This window comes from Phytohabitans houttuyneae (assembly GCF_011764425.1).
GTDB lineage: Bacteria > Actinomycetota > Actinomycetes > Mycobacteriales > Micromonosporaceae > Phytohabitans > Phytohabitans houttuyneae.
Genome location: NZ_BLPF01000002.1, coordinates 958633 through 975432 on the forward strand (window position 1 = coordinate 958633; position 16800 = coordinate 975432).

Consider the following 16800-nt stretch of genomic DNA (forward strand, 5'->3'; position numbering starts at 1 on the left):
GAAACCTCAGAGCGTGAACACGACTGTCGAGATGCTGCGCGCGCCGACGCTGACGGTGACTTGCCCTCCGTTCACGCTGGTCGGCTGGCTGGCGGCGTTGGCGTTCAGCGAGGTGAGGTAGTGCTCCGCCCGGGTGACGTTCTGCGGCGCCTGGATGACGGCGTTGTTGACGGCGCTGTTCGACCGGTTGAGGATCACCAGCGTGACCTTCCCGCCGCCCTGGTACGCGGTCACCTCCAGCGGCGAGGCCTTGGAGCTCTTGGTCAGGGCCACGCGCTGGTAGCCGGGGCGTACGTACTTGGCGAACTGCGAGAACGCGTACCCGCGCTTCAGCGGAGTCCCCGCGGTGGTGCCGAACGCCGACTCCCCGTCGCCGATGAAGGAGTAGTAGCGCTTGCCGTACCACCAGATGTAGGCGCTCCAGTTGGACTCCATCGACCTGTGGACCGTCCGCATGATGTCGTCGAGTGTCTCGTTCCAGACCGTCTGGTTGGCGGGGTTGCCCCAGATGTTGGAGCCGCTGCCGTCGGCCTCGTGAAGGTTCCACTCGGTCATCCACACCGGCTTGTTGTGCTGGTTGGCCAACGCGTACGGGCTGAGCCGGCCCGACGCCTCGGTGCCGTACAGGTGGCCGCCGATGTAGCCGATGTTGTTCCGGGCGGTCGCGTCGTTGAGGGTCGGGTCGGTGTAGCTGTAGTTCAGGTTCACCGCCTCGGCGACCATCAGCCTCGTGTTCTGCACCCTCGCACCCTGGTCACGCACGAAGTCGCGCAGCTCGGCGCCGCTCCAGTCCATCGAGTCGTAGTCGGGGTGCCAGTCCGGCTCGTTCTGGACCGAGGTGACGTCGACCGTCACGCCCTGGCCGCGCATGTACTGGACGTAGCTGTTCAGATGGTTGGCGTAGTCGTCGTAGTAGTCGGTCCGCAGCTTGCCGCCGTTGGTCCGGCTGTTATTGGTCTTCCACGCCGCCGGTGCGGTCCACGGCGAGGCCAGGATCTTCACGCCGGATCCGGACGACTTCGCTGTCTTCAAGGCGTTCACGTGGGTCGCCCACTCGCTGGAGACCGGCGAGATGCCGGTGCGCACAATGGACAATCCGAGCTGGTTGGCGCCGAGTCCCACCAGCGTCTGTGTCTCGGCCGTCGACCAGGCGCTGCCCCAGATCGAGGTCGCTGCCCCGAACCCGTCGATGGTCTGGTACCTGGTGCCGGCGTTCACCGTGATGTCCGGCGACGCGGTGGGTGGCCCGGTCGTGGGCGGCGCGGTCGTCGGTGGCGCGGTGGTGGGCGGTGCGGTGGTGGGCGGTGCCGTCGTCGGCCCCACGCCGCCGGTACAGGTCACGCCGTTCAACGCGAAGCTCGTCGGTGCCGGGTTGCTACCGGTCCACGAGCCGTTGAAGCCGAACGAGGCCGTGCCGTTGGTGGCGATGGTCCCGTTGTAGCTGACGTTCCGGGCGGTGACCGCGGCGCCGCTCTGGGTCAGCGTCGTGTTCCACGCCTGCGTCACGGTCTGGCCGGCGGTGTACGACCACGTCAGCGTCCAGCTCGTGACCGGGTCACCGAGATTGGTGATGGTGACGTTGGCACCGAAGCCGCCCTGCCACTGCGACGCCACCGTGTAGTTCACCGAACAACCGGCGGCCGCGGCCCCGGCGGGCAGCGCCACGGCGGCGGCGGCCGATGCCAGCACAACGGCACCGGCCGACACCAACGCGGCGCTACGAACTTTAGGTTTTCGCATAAACGACTTCTCCTGAAAGGGGGACGGGCCGCCTTCGTGCGGGCGCGGGGAGCGCTTCCTGATGCCCGACAGACGAGACGTGGCGCGCAGCAGGCAGAAGGGTGCGCCGGCGCGATGCCAGCGCGGCGACCGGACGTCCACGCCAGGCTGGCCGTCACACCCGCGGTCCCGGTGCTGAAAGGCGACCGGACGGCTGTGATGGCGCAGCGATGGGTTCAGCGGGACTGTGCGGCGCCTCCTCGTGCTGCTCGTTCGGCGAAGCCGGCCGGCTCCGCCGCTGGCGGTCGTGGGTGCCCTTCCCAGACCGTGCCCGGCTCCAAAACAGTTAGCAGTATCGATCGAAACCGTTAGCGTTGACAAGTGGCAGCACCAGAGCTTGTCGTGGAGCTGCTCCACGGCGATACATGGAGCCGGTAATTCCGGGCCCCGTTCCACCGCTACAGGGCTGGCCCTCACCGCGGTCATGGCTCCATAACGTCTCCAAAATTAGCTCCACGGCGGCCGGTTCGTGGAGCCAGATTCGTGGCTCAGTGCGTGACCTGCGGGTCCATGGTGTCAACCGCGAAACATTTACGACACACCTTGACGTGCATCACTGTTATCGTTCACAGTCCATGTGCGAGGGGTGCCCCTCCGCGCTCGGGCCGGTACTCGCGGCCCCTCAAGTCCTGGATATCTGCTGCTCGCATGGCAAGCCCAGCGATGCTGTTAACGCTAACAAGAGGCTCTGAGAGGAGGCACGGATGCCGGTAGGGCTTTCCGGGCAACGGCGTCGAGGCTGGCGGGCAGGGCTGGCCGCGGTGGCGGCCGCGGTGGTCGTCGGTGGCACGCTCGTAACGGTCGCCGCGACGTCGGCCTCGGCCGCGACGGTGGACACCAACGCGTGGTACGTGTTGGTGAACCGCAACAGCGGCAAGGCGCTGGACGTGTACAACTTCGCCACGAACGACGGTGGGCGGATCACCCAGTGGACGCGTGGTGACGGCAACAACCAGCAGTGGCAGTTCGTCGACTCCGGCGGCGGCTACTACCGGATCAAGTCGCGGCACTCGGGCAAGGTGCTGGACGTCTACAACTTCTCCACCGCCGACGGTGGCGCGATCGTGCAGTGGGCCGACGGCAACGGTCAGAACCAGCAGTTCCGGCTGGCCGACTCGGCCGGGGGCTACGTACGGCTGATCGGCCGGCAGAGCGGAAAGGCCGTCGAGGTGCAGAACGCCTCCACGGCCGACGGCGCGAACATCGTGCAGTACACCGACTGGGGCGGCAACAACCAGCAGTGGCAGCTCGTCCAGGTCGGCGGTAGCACGCCCACGACTCCGCCCACGACCACGCCCACCACTCCACCGCCGAACACAGGGCAGTTCACCAACCCGGTGGTGTGGCAGGACTTCGCCGACGGTGACATCATCCGCGTCGGCGACGCCTACTACTACTCGGCCTCGACGATGCACTACTCGCCGGGCGCGCCGATCCTGCGCTCGTACAACCTGGTCGACTGGGAGTACGCCGGCCATTCGGTACCCCGGCTGGACTTCGAGTCCGGTGCGTACGACATGAGCGGTGGTCGCGCGTACGTCAAGGGCATCTGGGCGTCCACGCTCAACTACCGGCCCAGCAACAGCACCTACTACTGGCTGGGCTGCATCGAGTTCAACCGCTCCTATGTGTACACCGCCACCGCCGTCGACGGCGCGTGGACCAAGCGGTCGCGGCTTCCCTGCTACTACGACGCGGGCCTGCTGTTCGACAACGACACCCCGTACGTCGCCTACGGCAACGGCACGATCAGCGTGGCGCAGCTCTCGCAGGACCTGACCAGCCAGGTGCGTGCGCAGACCGTGTACCAGACGCCGTCCAGCATCGGCACGCTCGAGGGCGCCCGGATGTACAAGCGTGGCAACTACTACTACATCTGGCTCACGCGGCCGGCCAACGGCCAGTACGTGCTGCGCTCGACCAGCCCGTGGGGTCCGTACGAGCAGCGGCAGGTGCTGCTCGACCTGCCCGGTCCGATCTCCGGCGGCGGCGTGCCGCACCAGGGCGGGATCGTGCAGACCCAGAACGGCGACTGGTACTACATGGCCTTCACCGACGCCTACCCCGGTGGCCGGATGCCGACGCTGGCACCGCTGTCCTGGTCGTCGGACGGCTGGCCGAGCGTGCAGACGGTCAACGGCCGCTGGGCGGTCAACTACCCGAGGCCGAACATCACCACCACGCGGACCGTGGCACCGATGACCGGCCCGGAGACGTTCACCGGCCCTACGCTGGGGCACCGGTGGGAGTGGAACCACAACCCGGACACGTCCCGCTACTCCGTCGGCAACGGCCTGCGCCTGCAGACCGCGACGGTGACCAACGACCTCTACAGCGCCCGCAACACGCTGACGCATCGGATCCAGGGACCGTCGTCGACGGCGACGATCGAGCTGGATTACTCCACGATGGCAAACGGCGACCGGGCCGGCCTGGCGATGCTGCGCGACTCGTCGGCGTGGATCGGGGTCCGGCGGGACAACGGCGCCTACCGGGTGTCGATGACCAACGGGCTGACGATGAACTCCAGCTGGGCCACCACCGGCACCGGCAGCGAGCAGGCATCGGCCGCCATCTCCGGCGGGCGGATCTGGCTGCGCGTCTCGGCTGACATCCGACCCGGTAGCGGCCGGCAGGCGACGTTCTCGTACAGCACCAACGGTTCGACGTTTACCAACCTGGGGCAGGCCTTCACGCTCAACAACGCGTGGCAGTTCTTCATGGGCTACCGGTTCGGCATCTTCAACTACGCCACCTCCGCTCTCGGCGGGGCGGTCACCGTGAGCCGCTTCGACCTCACCACTCCCTGAAACCTCTGGAGAACGTATGGCTTCCCACCCCCTCAGCCGGCGGCGGTTGATGCAGGCCGCCGCCGGCGGCGCCCTCGTGACAGCGACGGGTGCCGAACTGCTCGGTGCCGGACCGGCCTCGGCCGCCGAGCTGCCCCCGGCCCGCGCGGACATCGGCGTCTCGGCGTACCCGTTTGCGCTCGGCCAGGTCCGGCTCAACTCCGGCCGGTTCATGGACAACCAGACCCGCACATTGAACTATCTGCGGTTCGTCGACGTTGACCGGCTGCTCTACAACTTCCGGGCCAACCACCGGCTCTCCACAAACGGCGCGGCGTCCAACGGCGGCTGGGACGCCCCCACCTTCCCGTTCCGCACGCACATGCAGGGGCACTTCCTGACCGCCTGGGCGCAGGCGTGGGCGGTGCTCGGCGACACCACCTGCCGCGACAAGGCGAACTACATGGTGGCCGAGCTGGCCAAGTGCCAGGCCAACAACGGTGCCGCCGGGTTCGGTGCCGGCTACCTGTCCGGCTTCCCGGAGTCCGACTTCACGGCGCTCGAGGCGCGCACGCTCAGCAACGGCAACGTCCCGTACTACTGCATCCACAAGACCTTGCAGGGGCTGCTGGACGCGTGGCGGTACCTCGACAACGCGCAGGCGCGGACGGTCCTGCTCGCGCTCGCCGGCTGGGTCGACACGCGCACCTCGCGGCTTTCCTCCAGCCAGATGCAGAGCATGCTGGGCACCGAGTTCGGCGGCATGAACCAGGTGCTCGCCGACATCTACCAGCAGACCGGCGACGGCCGCTGGCTGACCGCCGCGCAGCGGTTCGACCACGCCTCGGTCTTCAACCCGCTGGCGTCCAACCAGGACCAGCTCAACGGGCTGCACGCCAACACGCAGGTGCCGAAGTGGATCGGCGCCGCCCGCGAGTACAAGGCCACCGGCACCACCCGGTACCGTGACATCGCCAGCAACGCCTGGAACATCACCGTCAACGCGCATACGTACGTGATCGGCGGCAACAGCCAGGCCGAGCACTTCCGCGCGCCGAACGCGATCGCCGGCTACCTCAACACCGACACCTGCGAGCAGTGCAACACGTACAACATGTTGCGGCTGACCCGGGAGCTGTGGCTGATCGACCCGAACCGGGTGGCCTACTTCGACTACTACGAGCGGGCGCTGCTCAACCACCTGATCGGTGCGCAGAACCCCGGCGACAGCCGCGGCCACATCACGTACTTCACACCGCTCAACCCCGGCGGGCGGCGCGGTGTCGGCCCGGCGTGGGGTGGCGGCACCTGGAGCACCGACTACAACTCCTTCTGGTGCTGCCAGGGCACCGGCATCGAGACGAACACGAAGCTGATGGACTCCATCTACTTCTACAACGGCACCACCCTGACGGTGAACCTGTTCGTGCCGTCGGTGCTGGACTGGACGCAGCGGGGGATCACCGTCACCCAGAGCACCACGTACCCGGTCAGCGACACCACGACGCTCACGCTCGGCGGCTCGGTGAGCGGCTCGTGGAGCATCCGGATCCGCATCCCCGCCTGGACGAGCGGCGCGACGATCAGCGTCAACGGGCAGGCGCAGAGTGTCTCGACGACGCCGGGCAGCTATGCGACCGTCACCCGGACCTGGGCAGCGGGTGACCAGATCACGGTGCGTCTCCCGATGCGGGTCATCATGCAGGCCGCCAACGACAACACAAACGTGCAGGCGATCACGTACGGCCCGGTCGTGCTCTGCGGCAACTACGGAAACTCCACGCTCGGCTCACTGCCGTCGCTGAACACCTCGACGATCACCCGTACCGGTACCGGCTCGCTGGCGTTCACCGCGACGGCCAACGGCACCACCGTCAACCTCGGTCCGTTCCACGACGCGCACGGCTTCAACTACACCGTCTACTGGAACACCGGATCCGGCGGGGGTACCGGCGGCACGTACAAGCTGACCAACGCCGCCACCGGCCTGGTCCTGGGCGTGCAGAACATGTCCACAGCGGACGGTGGCCTCGCCGTCATGTGGGGAGACACCGGCACCGCCGACCACAACTGGGTGATGGTGACCGACGGCAACGCGGTGCGGTTCCGCAACGTCAACAGCGGCAAGGTCCTCGGTGTGGAGAACATGTCCACAGCGGACAACGCCCGCGTGCTGCAGTGGGCGGACAACGGCACCGCGGACCACCGCTGGATCCTCGTCGACAACGGCGACGGCACCTACCGGATCCGCAACGCCAACAGCGGCAAGCTCCTCGGCGTCCTCAACGGCAACACCGCCTGGGGTGCGCAGGCCGTCCAGGACCCCGACAACGGCAGTGCCGACAACCGCTGGCGCCTCGTCCGGATCAGCTGACGGAGCGCCGGCCGCGTGATCCACGCGAGCTGACGGACGTAATCCGGGTGTCCCTGACGTCGCCGAAACGCCAGGGGCACCGCTCGCACTCCTGGGGTGGACGGCCTGTCACGCCGGCGGCCGCGGCGGCGCGGTGCTGTCGCGGACGATGAGAGTGGTGGCGAGCTCGACGCGGTCGTGGCCGAGTGGCTTGCCGGCGGCGATGGCGAGCACCAGCTTGGCCGCCGTCGCGCCCATCTCGGTGAACGGCTGCCGCACCGTCGTCATGGCCGGCCCGCACCACATGGCGGGGGCGATGTCGTCGAACCCGACGACGCTGAGCTCGTCCGGGATGATGCGGCCGGCCTGGCGGGCGGCCTCGTAGACGCCGAGCGCCTGCAGGTCGTTGCCGCAGAGGATGGCGGTCGGCGGGTCGGCCAGGCGCAGCAGCTCGCGCCCATGGTTCAGGCCGTCCTCGAAGGCGAACCACAGGCCCGTGCGGACCAGCCGCTGGTCCAGCGGCACCCCTTCGGCGTCCAGCGCGGCCCGGATGCCGTCAAGCCGGGCCCGGGCGCACAGCCGGTCAGGCGGCCCGGTGATGACGGCGATGCGGCGGTGGCCGAGGTCGAGCAGGTGGCGGGTGGCGGCCAGAGCGCCATTCCAGTCGGTTGCGCCGACCGACGGGACCGGGTGCTGGGGCTCGCCGGTGGGATCGAGCGCGACGAGCGGGATCGCGCTGGCGGTCAGCAGCGTGTGCGGCTCGGTGGGGGAGGTGAGGTGCACGGTGACGACGCCGGTGGGGCGCCGGGCCAGCAGGTCCTGCGCCCAGGAGCGATGGGTCGACAGCTGGAGCACGTCGGTGAAGCCGACCGACAGGTGGTGGGCACCGGCGACCTGCTCCACGCCGTGCATCACCGCGATGGCCAGGTTGCTGAGCATGCCGTAGAAGACAACCTCGATGCTCGCCGCCCGCGCGGGCGAGTCCGGCCGGCGGTAGTGGTGCTCCCGCAGCACCGTCTCCACCCGCTGGCGGGTCCTCGCCGCCACCCCGGAGCGTCCATTGAGCACTTTGGACACCGTCGCGGTGGAGACACCGGCGAGCCGCGCGATCGTGGCCCCGGTCAGGTCGCTGGTGCGGCGCTCGCGCTGCCGGGCGACAGCGGGCGTCACCGCCTGCCCGCCGGCCGGCGCGGCCGGGCCCGGTGCGCCACCCGTCCTGGTGCGGCTGGCGCGGTGGGTGTCGACCTCCCGCACCAGGCGTGCCCGCACCGCCTCTGCGTCCGCGGCCGCGCTCGGACCGGCCGGGACGGTCTCCACCAGGTAGCGGCGCTTCCGGCTGACCGGGTCGACGCCCGCGTAGACCCGCACCCTCAGCGAACCGCTGGGCAGCTTTTCGATCTCGCCCCGTGCGGTGAGGTTTCCCGCGGCGCGGTCAGGCACGAGGCCACGATACTAGGGCGATAGCTCCATGCGAATGCCTCATCGTGGCTCCACGCCTGACCGCGCGGCAGCGTCAGGCGATCGAGGTGAGGAAGCGGTGCCACACCCGGTGGCCGGCAAGCAGCTCGCGTACCGCGGTGAAGGCATCCGCGCCCCCGCCCGCCGATACGACGCCGGGTGTGTCGGCGATGCCCGCCTGCCGCACCGCGGTGGTCCCGCCGTCCCAGGCGCCGATCGGCTTGGCGTGGCGCCAGGCCTCGTCGATCAGGCGCAGCACCCGCGGGTCGATCGCCGTCGGGGCGGTGGTGCCGGCCTTGGCGTCGCGGGCGGCCACCGCTCCGGGCGCCGGGCCGGGGGCGTCGGCCAGCAGGAGCGCGTCGAACTCGACCGATCGCGCGGTGTCGAACGTGCGCTGCACGGCCAGGTCGCCCAGCTGACCGCCGTGCGGCCCGATCACCAGCGGCATCAGGCCCGCGCCGAGCGCGGCTTCGCGAACCGCGGTGACCGCGACGAGGTCGGCGCCCGGCCCGGCCACGATGCCGACGATCCGGCCGTCGGCCGGCCACTCGGCTCCCAGCTGGGACAGCGCCGGGCTGGCGGTGACGTCGGCCAGCTCGGACGCCGGTGCGGGCACCGGCAGGCCGAGGCCGACCGCGACCTGCTCGCACAACACGGGGTCGATCTGGGCCAGACAGCGCAGCTGCCGCTCCTTGATCACCTGCTCGTAGCACTTTCCCAGCTCGAAGGTGTATGCCGCGACGATGTGCTCCTTCTCGACCGCCGACATGCTCTGCCAGAACAGCCGTGCCTGGCTGAAGTGGTCGTCGAAAGAGGCGGGATTGGCCCTGATTTTCGGCGCCTCGGCGACGCGGACCGGCACGTCGACAAACGCGTTCTCCGCGTCGCCGGCCTCGAACGGGTTGCCGCCGTCGAGCGAGTTGGGCCGGTAGGGCGCGACCCCGGCGTGCACCGCGTGCTGGTGGAAGCCGTCGCGCAGCATGTCGTTGACCGGCGCGTGCGGGGCGTTGATCGGGATCTGCGTGAAGTTCGGACCGGCGAGGCGGGTCAGCTGCGTGTCCACGTACGAGAAGAGGCGGCCCTGCAGCAGCGGGTCGTTCGTCACGTCGATACCCGGCGGCAGGTTTCCGAGGTGGAAGGCGACCTGCTCGGTTTCGGCGAAGAAGTTGGTCGGTGTGCGGTTGAGGACCAGCCGGCCCACCGGCTGCACCTCGGCCAGTTCCTCCGGCACGATCTTGGTGGGATCGAGCAGGTCGATGCCGGCGAACGTCTCCTCCGGGTTGTCCGGGAAGACCTGCAGGCCGAGCTCCCACTCGGGAAACGCGCCGGCCTCGATCGCGTCGTACAGGTCACGGCGGTGGAAGTCCGGGTCGACCCCACTGATCAACTGCGCCTCCTCCCAGGTCAGGGAGTGCACGCCGAGCTTGGGCTTCCAGTGAAACTTGACCAGCACCGTCTCGCCGGCGTCATTGACCAGCCGGAAGGTGTGTACCCCGAAGCCTTCCATCGTCCGGTACGAACGGGGGATGCCCCGGTCGGACATGTTCCAGATGGTGTGGTGCTGCGCCTCGGTGTGTAGCGACACGAAGTCCCAGAAGGTGTCGTGGGCACTTTGTGCCTGCGGGATCTCGCGGTCGGGATGCGGCTTGCCCGCGTGGATGATGTCCGGAAACTTGATCGCGTCCTGGATGAAGAAGACCGGAATGTTGTTGCCGACCAGGTCGAAGGTGCCCTCGTCGGTGTAGAACTTCGTGGCGAACCCGCGAGTGTCGCGCACCGTGTCGGCCGAGCCGCGCGAGCCGAGCACGGTGGAGAAGCGGACGAAGACCGGCGTCTCACGCCCCTTCTTCAGAAACCCGGCCCGGCAGATCGCCGCGCCGGTGCCGTAGGCGGTGAACACGCCGTGTGCGCCGGTGCCGCGGGCGTGTACCACCCGCTCCGGGATCCGCTCGTGGTCGAAGTGCGTGATCTTCTCGCGGAAGTGGTGGTCCTGCAGCAGGATCGGACCGCGCGGGCCGGCCTTGAGGGAGTGGTCGCTGTCGCGCAGCCGCGCCCCGTTGGCGGTGGTGAGAAACGCTCCCTGCTGGCCGAACGCGCTGGCCGGGCATCCGGTGACAGCCCCGGTGGGAGTCCTCGTCTCCGGCGTTCCCTGCTCGGGCCTGGGTGGCAGCGGCTCGCGCGGTTCGGTCGGTTCCTCCAGTGCCGGCGTGCCGCTGCCGGGGGAGCCGGGCACCACGGGCGTACCTGCGCCGGTCAGCTTGGTCGCGGCGCTCTCCGCCGCCTCCTTGACCACTTCGACGGGCTTGCGCGCATCCATACGACGGCTCCTTACCGGTGGGTGTTCGAGGATTCGCCGTTACCCCCGAGGTGCGGCTTCTAACGGCGAACGGGAATCCATCTGTGAGACGAGACCGGCGGTTCGCGGCGGGATTCACCGTGGCTGATGCCATTTGGGCTACGGTTGGCGGCCATGAGCTACGACCTCGTGATCGTGCCCAAGCGTGACGGGCAGTCCTGGGCCGAGGCGCTCGAAGCGGAGCCCGCTGCGGCGGGCGACGGTCTCGATCCGGCGCTGTGGGACGTCCTGGTCGGGCAGGTCGAGCAGATCGTCGGCGACGTGAGCACGGACGACGCGGGGGCCGAGCGTGGGCTGACGCACGAGCGCAGCGGCATCCAGGTGCGCTGCCGGGCCGACCGGGCATCGGTGAGCGTGCCCTTCTGGTACACCGGGGCCGACGCCGAGGCCGTTGTCGCCGTCCTCTACCGGGTCGGGCACGTGGTCGCGACCGTCACCGGCCTGACCGCCTTCGATCCCCAGCTCGAGCTGCCGCTCAGCGAGGCGCAGGCGCGGCCCGGAGACGCCGTCGCCGTCTTCGAGCACGCGGCGCAGGCGCTGTCCGAGTTCGACGCCGGCGACTACTTCGAGGTCTACTTCACCGGCGCCTTCACGCTCGCCGACGCCGCCCAGCAGCTCAAGGGGCTCGTCATCGCCGAGGACGAGCACCGGCTGACGGTGCGCTGGGCCGACGACGGTCCGCTGATGTGGGTCGCCCACGCGACCGGGCCGCAGGTCGCCGCCGACTCCGACGAGCTTGCGCAGCTTCATGGGGAGCCGGAGCTGGCCGGTCACGGCAGCCGCTACGAGGTGACCTTCGAAGACCTCGACGAGGTGCTTCAAGAGATCAACACCCTGATCGAGGTACAGCTGAACCTGCAGGAGCTGACCGGTGGCTACGTGGCCCGCTCCTGGAACGGCGAGATCACCCGGGCAGGCGACTGAGCGGGTACGAGGTCAGGGGCGGTCGGCCAGGCGCAGGTCGGCCCACGGCACGGTGGTCTGGCTGCGCCTCAGACCCGAACGGATCAGGCGGCCGGTCAGGACCGGCTCAGCGCCCGGCCGGCGGCCGCGACCAGGGCGGTCGCGTACACCCAGCCGCTCACCAGCAACGCGATCATGACGACCTTGTCCGGGCCGTTGGGGTTCCAGGCCTTCTCGTGGCCGATGTCGACGATGGGCACCAGGACGTCGAGCACGTACAGGAACGGGTCCCAGGTGCGCTGGTCGCCCGCGTTGACCGGACACAGGCCGCCGGCTCCCGCACAGTCCGGCACGGCCGCGAAGTAGGCGGTACCGCCGAGCAGCAGTGCCCCGAAGATGGCGGCCGCGCGCCCGGGGCGGTAGCCGTACCCGACCGCGAGGTCCTGCACGGCGCCCCAGATCCGGTCGGCCCGCAGGGCGGGATCGGTCGATCCGGCGGCGGGGGTGCACCATTCTCCTTGCCTGTACGCCCGCCACATCGCCCGCTCCGCCGGCGACCATCGAGCTGGAGGATGCGCGTCGCCGGTGCTGCCGCGGGTGTTCACCGCATCATCGTGCGCAGCCTCCGCAAGCGGGGGCCCGCGCTCAGGGCGCGGTGATCGGGATGACGGTCTCCGGGGTGCCGATGGTGACCTGCCCGTTGAAGGGCGGGGCCTGGGTGAGGGACAGGTAGTGGTTGCCGAGGGTGATCGGGTCGCCGAGCAGGACCGGCTTGGCGGTGGCCACGAAGGTGAACGGCACGGACACGCGGGACTGCGCTCGCGGGCCGGGGACGGTGCACACCAGCGCCGTATGGTCCGGGCTTGGGCGGGCGGTGCAGTCGCGCCAGTCGTCTCCGGACGGCTGTACCTGGCTCGGCAGGATGAACAGGATCTCCACGCGGGCGACGTCGATGGCGCCGGTGTTGCGCACCGTGACCGTCAGCTGGCCGGTGAGCGCGCCGCCCTGCCGCTGGAAGGCCAATGTGGAGGTTTCGACGGACAGCTGCGCGGACGGTGGCTGAGCGGGGAAGGTCGTGGGACCCTCCACCTGCCGGAACCGCCCGTCCTGGAACGCGTAGGTGCGCCACTGGTTCGGCACGGCGTTCTGGCCGATGTCGGTGTACTCCTCGGAGACAAGCACGGCGATCCGGCCGCCGTCGCGTGCCTCGAAGTAGTCCATCATCGCGAAGCCGTCCTGGGTGCCGACGACCCGTCCGATCGGCGCCAGCTCCTGACCGCTACGGCGGAACGCGACGATCTGCCGGCCGCCCGACTCCGGGCCTTCGCCGCACATCAGGTAGGCGACGTAGTCCTCGGTGCCGTCGCGGTCGACGTCCGCGGTCACGTACGACAGGATGTTCACCGTCTTGTGGGCGGCGTCGCGCACGTACTGGCCGTTGGTCACGGTGATGCGGCCGGTGACGCAGCCGGCGTGTGCGCCGGCGCCCCACGAGGGGACGGTGAGGGTGGCCGAGTTCAAGGGCCCCAGGTCCGGGCTGACCTGCTGCTCGGTCGGCAGCACCGTCGGTGAGGGCGCGGGGTCGACGGCCGGCGGACGTGGTGAACGGTCGGCCTGGACGGTGACGGCGGTGCCCAGCGCCACCGCGGCGACCGCGAGGCCGGCCACGGCGGTGGTGACCGTGCGGCGGACGCGGATGCGGTGGGAGGTGGCCAGGGCCCGCTCGCGCAGGTCGACGGCTTCGACCTCGGTGGCGAGCTCGCTCAGACCGCGGCGCAGGTTGTCGATCTCGGTCATCGCGCATCTCCGCTCACGTTGACGCCGGCGAGTTCGGGCGCGAGGTCGCGCAGCCGTTCCAGTGCCTTCGCGGTCTGGCTTTTGATGGTGCCGACGCTGACACCCAGCGTCTCGGCCGCCTGCGCCTCGGTCAGGTCGTCGAAGAACCGCAGGACGATGACCGCGCGCTGCTTGGCGGTGAGGCGGGACAGCGCGCTGCGCAACGACAGACGCAGCACGGTCTGCTCGGCGTGGTCGACCTGTACACCGCTCCGGTCCGGCACGTCACCGGTGAACGACTCGACGATGCGCCGTCGCCGCCAGCGGGAGACCTGCAGGTGGTACATCGTCTTGCGGGCGTACGCCTCCGCGTTGCCGGTGGCGTGCAGGTTGCGCCAGGCGCGGTGGGTGAGTCCGAGCGCGGTCTGGACGAGGTCCTCGGCCAGGTGCTGATCGCCGGTCAGCAGGTACGCAGACCGGAGCAGCGCTGGCGTCCTGGCCCGGACGAACGCGTCGAAGTCAGGAGCGAGAGCGTCCACGTGCGCCTCTTCTCGACGGACATTGAGGGTGATGTACCAGCCAAGACGACGGTCGGCCAGAAAAGGTTGGGGGCGGGCCGAGGATTTTTCCGTTGGTCCCGGGAAGGTGGGGACCTTGGTCCTGCGGAGGTCGGGAGTTCCGGCTCAGGTGCGCACGGGCGGGGGGCGAGAGGCTGTGGGTGTCAAAGAAAAAGTGAGACTTCCACTCCCGGAGGCAACGATGACCACCAACACCGGCCAGGTCAAGGTCCCGGCGCACGCGCTGGAGAAGGCCGAGGCTCCCGGCCACATGCTTACTACTGCTGCCGCCCGGGCGTTGGCGGTGTTGCGGATCAGCACCGGCATCGTGTTCCTGTGGGCGTTCCTGGACAAGACGTTCGGATTCGGCTTCGCCACGCCGGACGAGCGGGCGTGGATCAACGGTGGCTCCCCCACGAAGGGCTTCTTGTCCCGCGTGGAGGTCGGCCCGTTCCAGTCGATCTCCCACGACATGGCCGGTCTGTGGTGGGTCGACGCCCTGTTCATGATCGGTATGGGTGCTGTCGGTCTGGCCCTGATCGCCGGTGTGGGCCTGCGCGTCGCGGCGGCCGCCGGTTCCTTGATCATGGTGATGATGTGGGCGGCGGAGTTCCCGCCGGACCGGTTCACCGCCGCTGGTGAGGCGTCGGGCTCGACCAACCCGTTCATGGACTACCACCTGATCTACGCGATCGTCCTGGTGGTGCTGGCGCTCACCTACGCCGGGCACACCTGGGGCCTGGGCCGGCTCTGGGCCCGCCTGCCCTTCGTCCAGAAGAACCGCTGGATGATCTGACCTCCTCCGGGAGCGTGGTCGGGGTCGCCGATGGCGACCCCGACCACGTTTGTCTCCGCGGCCTTCAGTAAACCCAACCCAAACGAGACGCGAGCTACCGCGACGCCCGCGGTGGTCCAGACCGTTGCTCCCGCGGCCTCACCCTCCGCGGTCCCTTAGCTCACCCCGCTCCCGCAGATCGTGGAGACCTAGCGGTCGCTCGACGTCGGAGTTTGGGTTTACTTCCCGCGCGACAGCTTCCGGTGTCTTCCAGCTCGCGGTGTCCGCGCCGCAGCAGCCTCTGATCTTCCCCCAACCCGTGCTTCGGCAGATCTTTCGAGGCGGGACTGCGCGAGTCCACCCGCGGTTCGGCACCGTCGTCGCGGTCTGTGACTGTCGATCAGCTGCAGGCGATGTGAGCCCCGAGATCTTGGTGAGTTGGCGCGTTATTTCGACGCTAACTTGCCAAGATCTGCCTGGAGCGGCTCCTGGGTTGAGCTGAGCGATCGCGGAGGGTGAGGCGGCAACCGCGGGCATAGCGGCAGCTCACATCCACCTTGATCGCGAAACACCCCCAGACAACGACAAACTCCGGAGGTCGAGGCGCGCCATTTCGACGCCCAACTTGCAGATCTGCCGGAGCGGGCTCCCGGGTTGAGCTGGGCGGCCGCGGGGGTGAACAACGGTCTGGACCACAGTGGTTCCTTGGTCGGTGTCAACAAAGGCCCATAGAGCAGATCGTGGTCGCTGCCCCCACGGTGGGCGGCAAACGACCACGATCTCAACGGCAACCGGGGGTTGGGGTGGGCTTGCCCACCGCGGCGGGTGAGGCCGCGGGAGCAACGGTCCGGACCACGACGGGCATCGCGGTAGCCCGGATCCGTTTCGAATTGATTCCTCTGAAGCGGCTACCACCGCGGACATGTCTCTAGCTGGTGGGGTGCGGTGCGAAGAAGCGGACGACGTCGTCGGCCGCGGTGGGGGAGAGCATCATGGCCTGGACCCGGGCGGACATCTCGGCGATCGGGTGGATCCTGGCGAACATCGCCTCCTCGTACGCCTGGATCGCCGAGTCGGGGTCGGCGGGGTTGGCGGCGAGCTCGGCGGCGAGTGTGGCGGCGTCGAGCATGGCTTGGTTGGCGCCCTCGCCGACCGGCGGCATGAGGTGGGCGGCGTCGCCGATGAGGGTGAGGCCCGGTTTGTGGGTCCAGCGTGCCGCGGTGGGCATCGCCTCGATCCGGCGTGGGGCGGGCGGGCCGTCGGCGGCTTCGATGAGTGCCGTGAGGCGGGGGCCCAGCCGTCGAACATGGCCAGCAGGGCGCGCTTGCCGCGGTAGGCGTCCAGGGGACGGTCGTCGGCGGGTAGGGAGATCCCGACGCGGATGCTGCCGTCGCCCTGGCGTTGCGCCGCGAGGATCTGGCTCACGCCGATGCACCAGAGGTTTCCGGGGCCGACGAGCTCGGCGAGCTCGGGGTGGCGGCGGTCGGCGTCGGCGATGCTCAGCTCCACCAAGGTGGCGACGGGGGACAGTGTCGCGTCGGTCAGCAGCGGTCGGACGGCCGAGCGTGCGCCGTCCGCGCCGACGAGGACCTCGCAGTCGGCGCTGCGGCCGCCGTCGAACGTGAGCGCGAAGCCTCCGCTGGGTCGTGGTGTCGCCGCGATGAGCCGGTGGTGCCACGCGACCGTGCCATCGGGGAGCGAGTCGAGCAGAAGGTCGCGCAGTGCCCCGCGGTCGATCTCGGGGCGTCCGGAGAACGAGCCGGGCTCCGGTGTGTGGTGCACGAGGGCGCGGCCGGCCGGGTCGAGGATGCGGTGCTCCTCGCCCTCGGGGCGCGCCTGCGACCGGAAGTGGCCGGTGAGGCCGGCGTCGGCCAGCGCCTTTTGCCCGGACTCGGGATGCAGGTCGAGCATCCCGCCCTGTGACCGCGCGGATCGGCCTTCCTCGCGCTCGTACACGACCGCGTCGATGCCGTGCCGGTGCAGGATCCGGGCCAGCGTCAGGCCGCCGAGGCCGCCGCCGGCGATCGCGATTCGCATCTCTACCATCCTTACCG

The 16800-nt window shown here is 69.6% G+C and carries 11 protein-coding genes and 1 pseudogene; 4 read left to right on the forward strand and 8 right to left on the reverse strand.

What is annotated here, in order from left to right:
* Positions 1 to 6: 6 nt before the first annotated feature.
* Positions 7 to 1740: a cellulose binding domain-containing protein gene (locus Phou_RS27770; RefSeq protein ID WP_173060944.1), complete on the reverse strand. Its 1734-nt coding sequence runs from the start codon at positions 1738 to 1740 to the stop codon at positions 7 to 9.
* Between the two features lie 743 nt (positions 1741 to 2483).
* Here Phou_RS27770 and Phou_RS27775 point away from each other — a divergent pair.
* Together Phou_RS27775 and Phou_RS27780 are read left to right on the forward strand one after the other, a co-directional pair.
* The gene (locus tag Phou_RS27775; protein ID WP_173060947.1) at positions 2484 to 4589 is read left to right on the forward strand and encodes a family 43 glycosylhydrolase; all 2106 of its coding nucleotides are present in this window, start codon (positions 2484 to 2486) and stop codon (positions 4587 to 4589) included.
* Between the two features lie 16 nt (positions 4590 to 4605).
* Positions 4606 to 6942, forward strand: a complete 2337-nt coding sequence (locus tag Phou_RS27780) for a beta-L-arabinofuranosidase domain-containing protein (protein ID WP_173060950.1) — start codon at positions 4606 to 4608, stop codon at positions 6940 to 6942.
* Between the two features lie 108 nt (positions 6943 to 7050).
* Here the strand turns inward: Phou_RS27780 and Phou_RS27785 are convergent, their stop codons facing one another.
* Positions 7051 to 8361, reverse strand: a complete 1311-nt coding sequence (locus tag Phou_RS27785) for a LacI family DNA-binding transcriptional regulator (protein ID WP_246273898.1) — start codon at positions 8359 to 8361, stop codon at positions 7051 to 7053.
* Positions 8362 to 8434: 73 nt separating this feature from the next.
* Positions 8435 to 10696 carry a catalase gene (locus Phou_RS27790; protein WP_173060953.1) on the reverse strand — a complete coding sequence of 754 codons (2262 nt, stop codon included), beginning with the start codon at positions 10694 to 10696 and terminating at the stop codon, positions 8435 to 8437.
* Positions 10697 to 10849: 153 nt separating this feature from the next.
* Here Phou_RS27790 and Phou_RS27795 point away from each other — a divergent pair, with 153 nt between their 5' ends.
* Complete coding sequence (locus tag Phou_RS27795; protein ID WP_173060956.1) at positions 10850 to 11659, forward strand: hypothetical protein; 810 nt, start codon at positions 10850 to 10852, stop codon at positions 11657 to 11659.
* A gap of 95 nt (positions 11660 to 11754) precedes the next feature.
* Here the strand turns inward: Phou_RS27795 and Phou_RS27800 are convergent, their stop codons facing one another.
* From Phou_RS27800 to Phou_RS27810, 3 genes are read right to left on the reverse strand one after another with little or no spacing between them, the layout of a single operon-like run.
* Positions 11755 to 12243, reverse strand: coding sequence for a hypothetical protein (locus tag Phou_RS27800; RefSeq protein ID WP_173060959.1), 489 nt, complete (start codon positions 12241 to 12243; stop codon positions 11755 to 11757).
* A 40-nt stretch (positions 12244 to 12283) separates the two neighbouring features.
* The gene (locus tag Phou_RS27805) at positions 12284 to 13435 is read right to left on the reverse strand and encodes a hypothetical protein (protein ID WP_173060962.1); all 1152 of its coding nucleotides are present in this window, start codon (positions 13433 to 13435) and stop codon (positions 12284 to 12286) included.
* Entirely contained in the window at positions 13432 to 13953 is a 522-nt protein-coding gene (locus Phou_RS27810) for a SigE family RNA polymerase sigma factor (RefSeq protein WP_173060965.1), read from the reverse strand. Before Phou_RS27810 ends, Phou_RS27805 begins: the two co-directional genes overlap by 4 nt.
* A 289-nt stretch (positions 13954 to 14242) precedes the next feature.
* Between Phou_RS27810 and Phou_RS27815 the strand changes: the two genes are divergently transcribed.
* Positions 14243 to 14767: a hypothetical protein gene (locus Phou_RS27815; protein ID WP_246274068.1), complete on the forward strand. Its 525-nt coding sequence runs from the start codon at positions 14243 to 14245 to the stop codon at positions 14765 to 14767.
* 907 nt (positions 14768 to 15674) lie between these two features.
* Here Phou_RS27815 and Phou_RS55670 read toward each other — a convergent pair.
* The gene (locus tag Phou_RS55670; protein ID WP_218579221.1) at positions 15675 to 15974 is read right to left on the reverse strand and encodes an FAD-dependent oxidoreductase; all 300 of its coding nucleotides are present in this window, start codon (positions 15972 to 15974) and stop codon (positions 15675 to 15677) included.
* Positions 15975 to 16297: 323 nt separating this feature from the next.
* Positions 16298 to 16792, reverse strand: a pseudogene (locus Phou_RS55675) (FAD-dependent oxidoreductase); the annotation flags it as partial.
* Positions 16793 to 16800 lie beyond the last annotated feature (8 nt).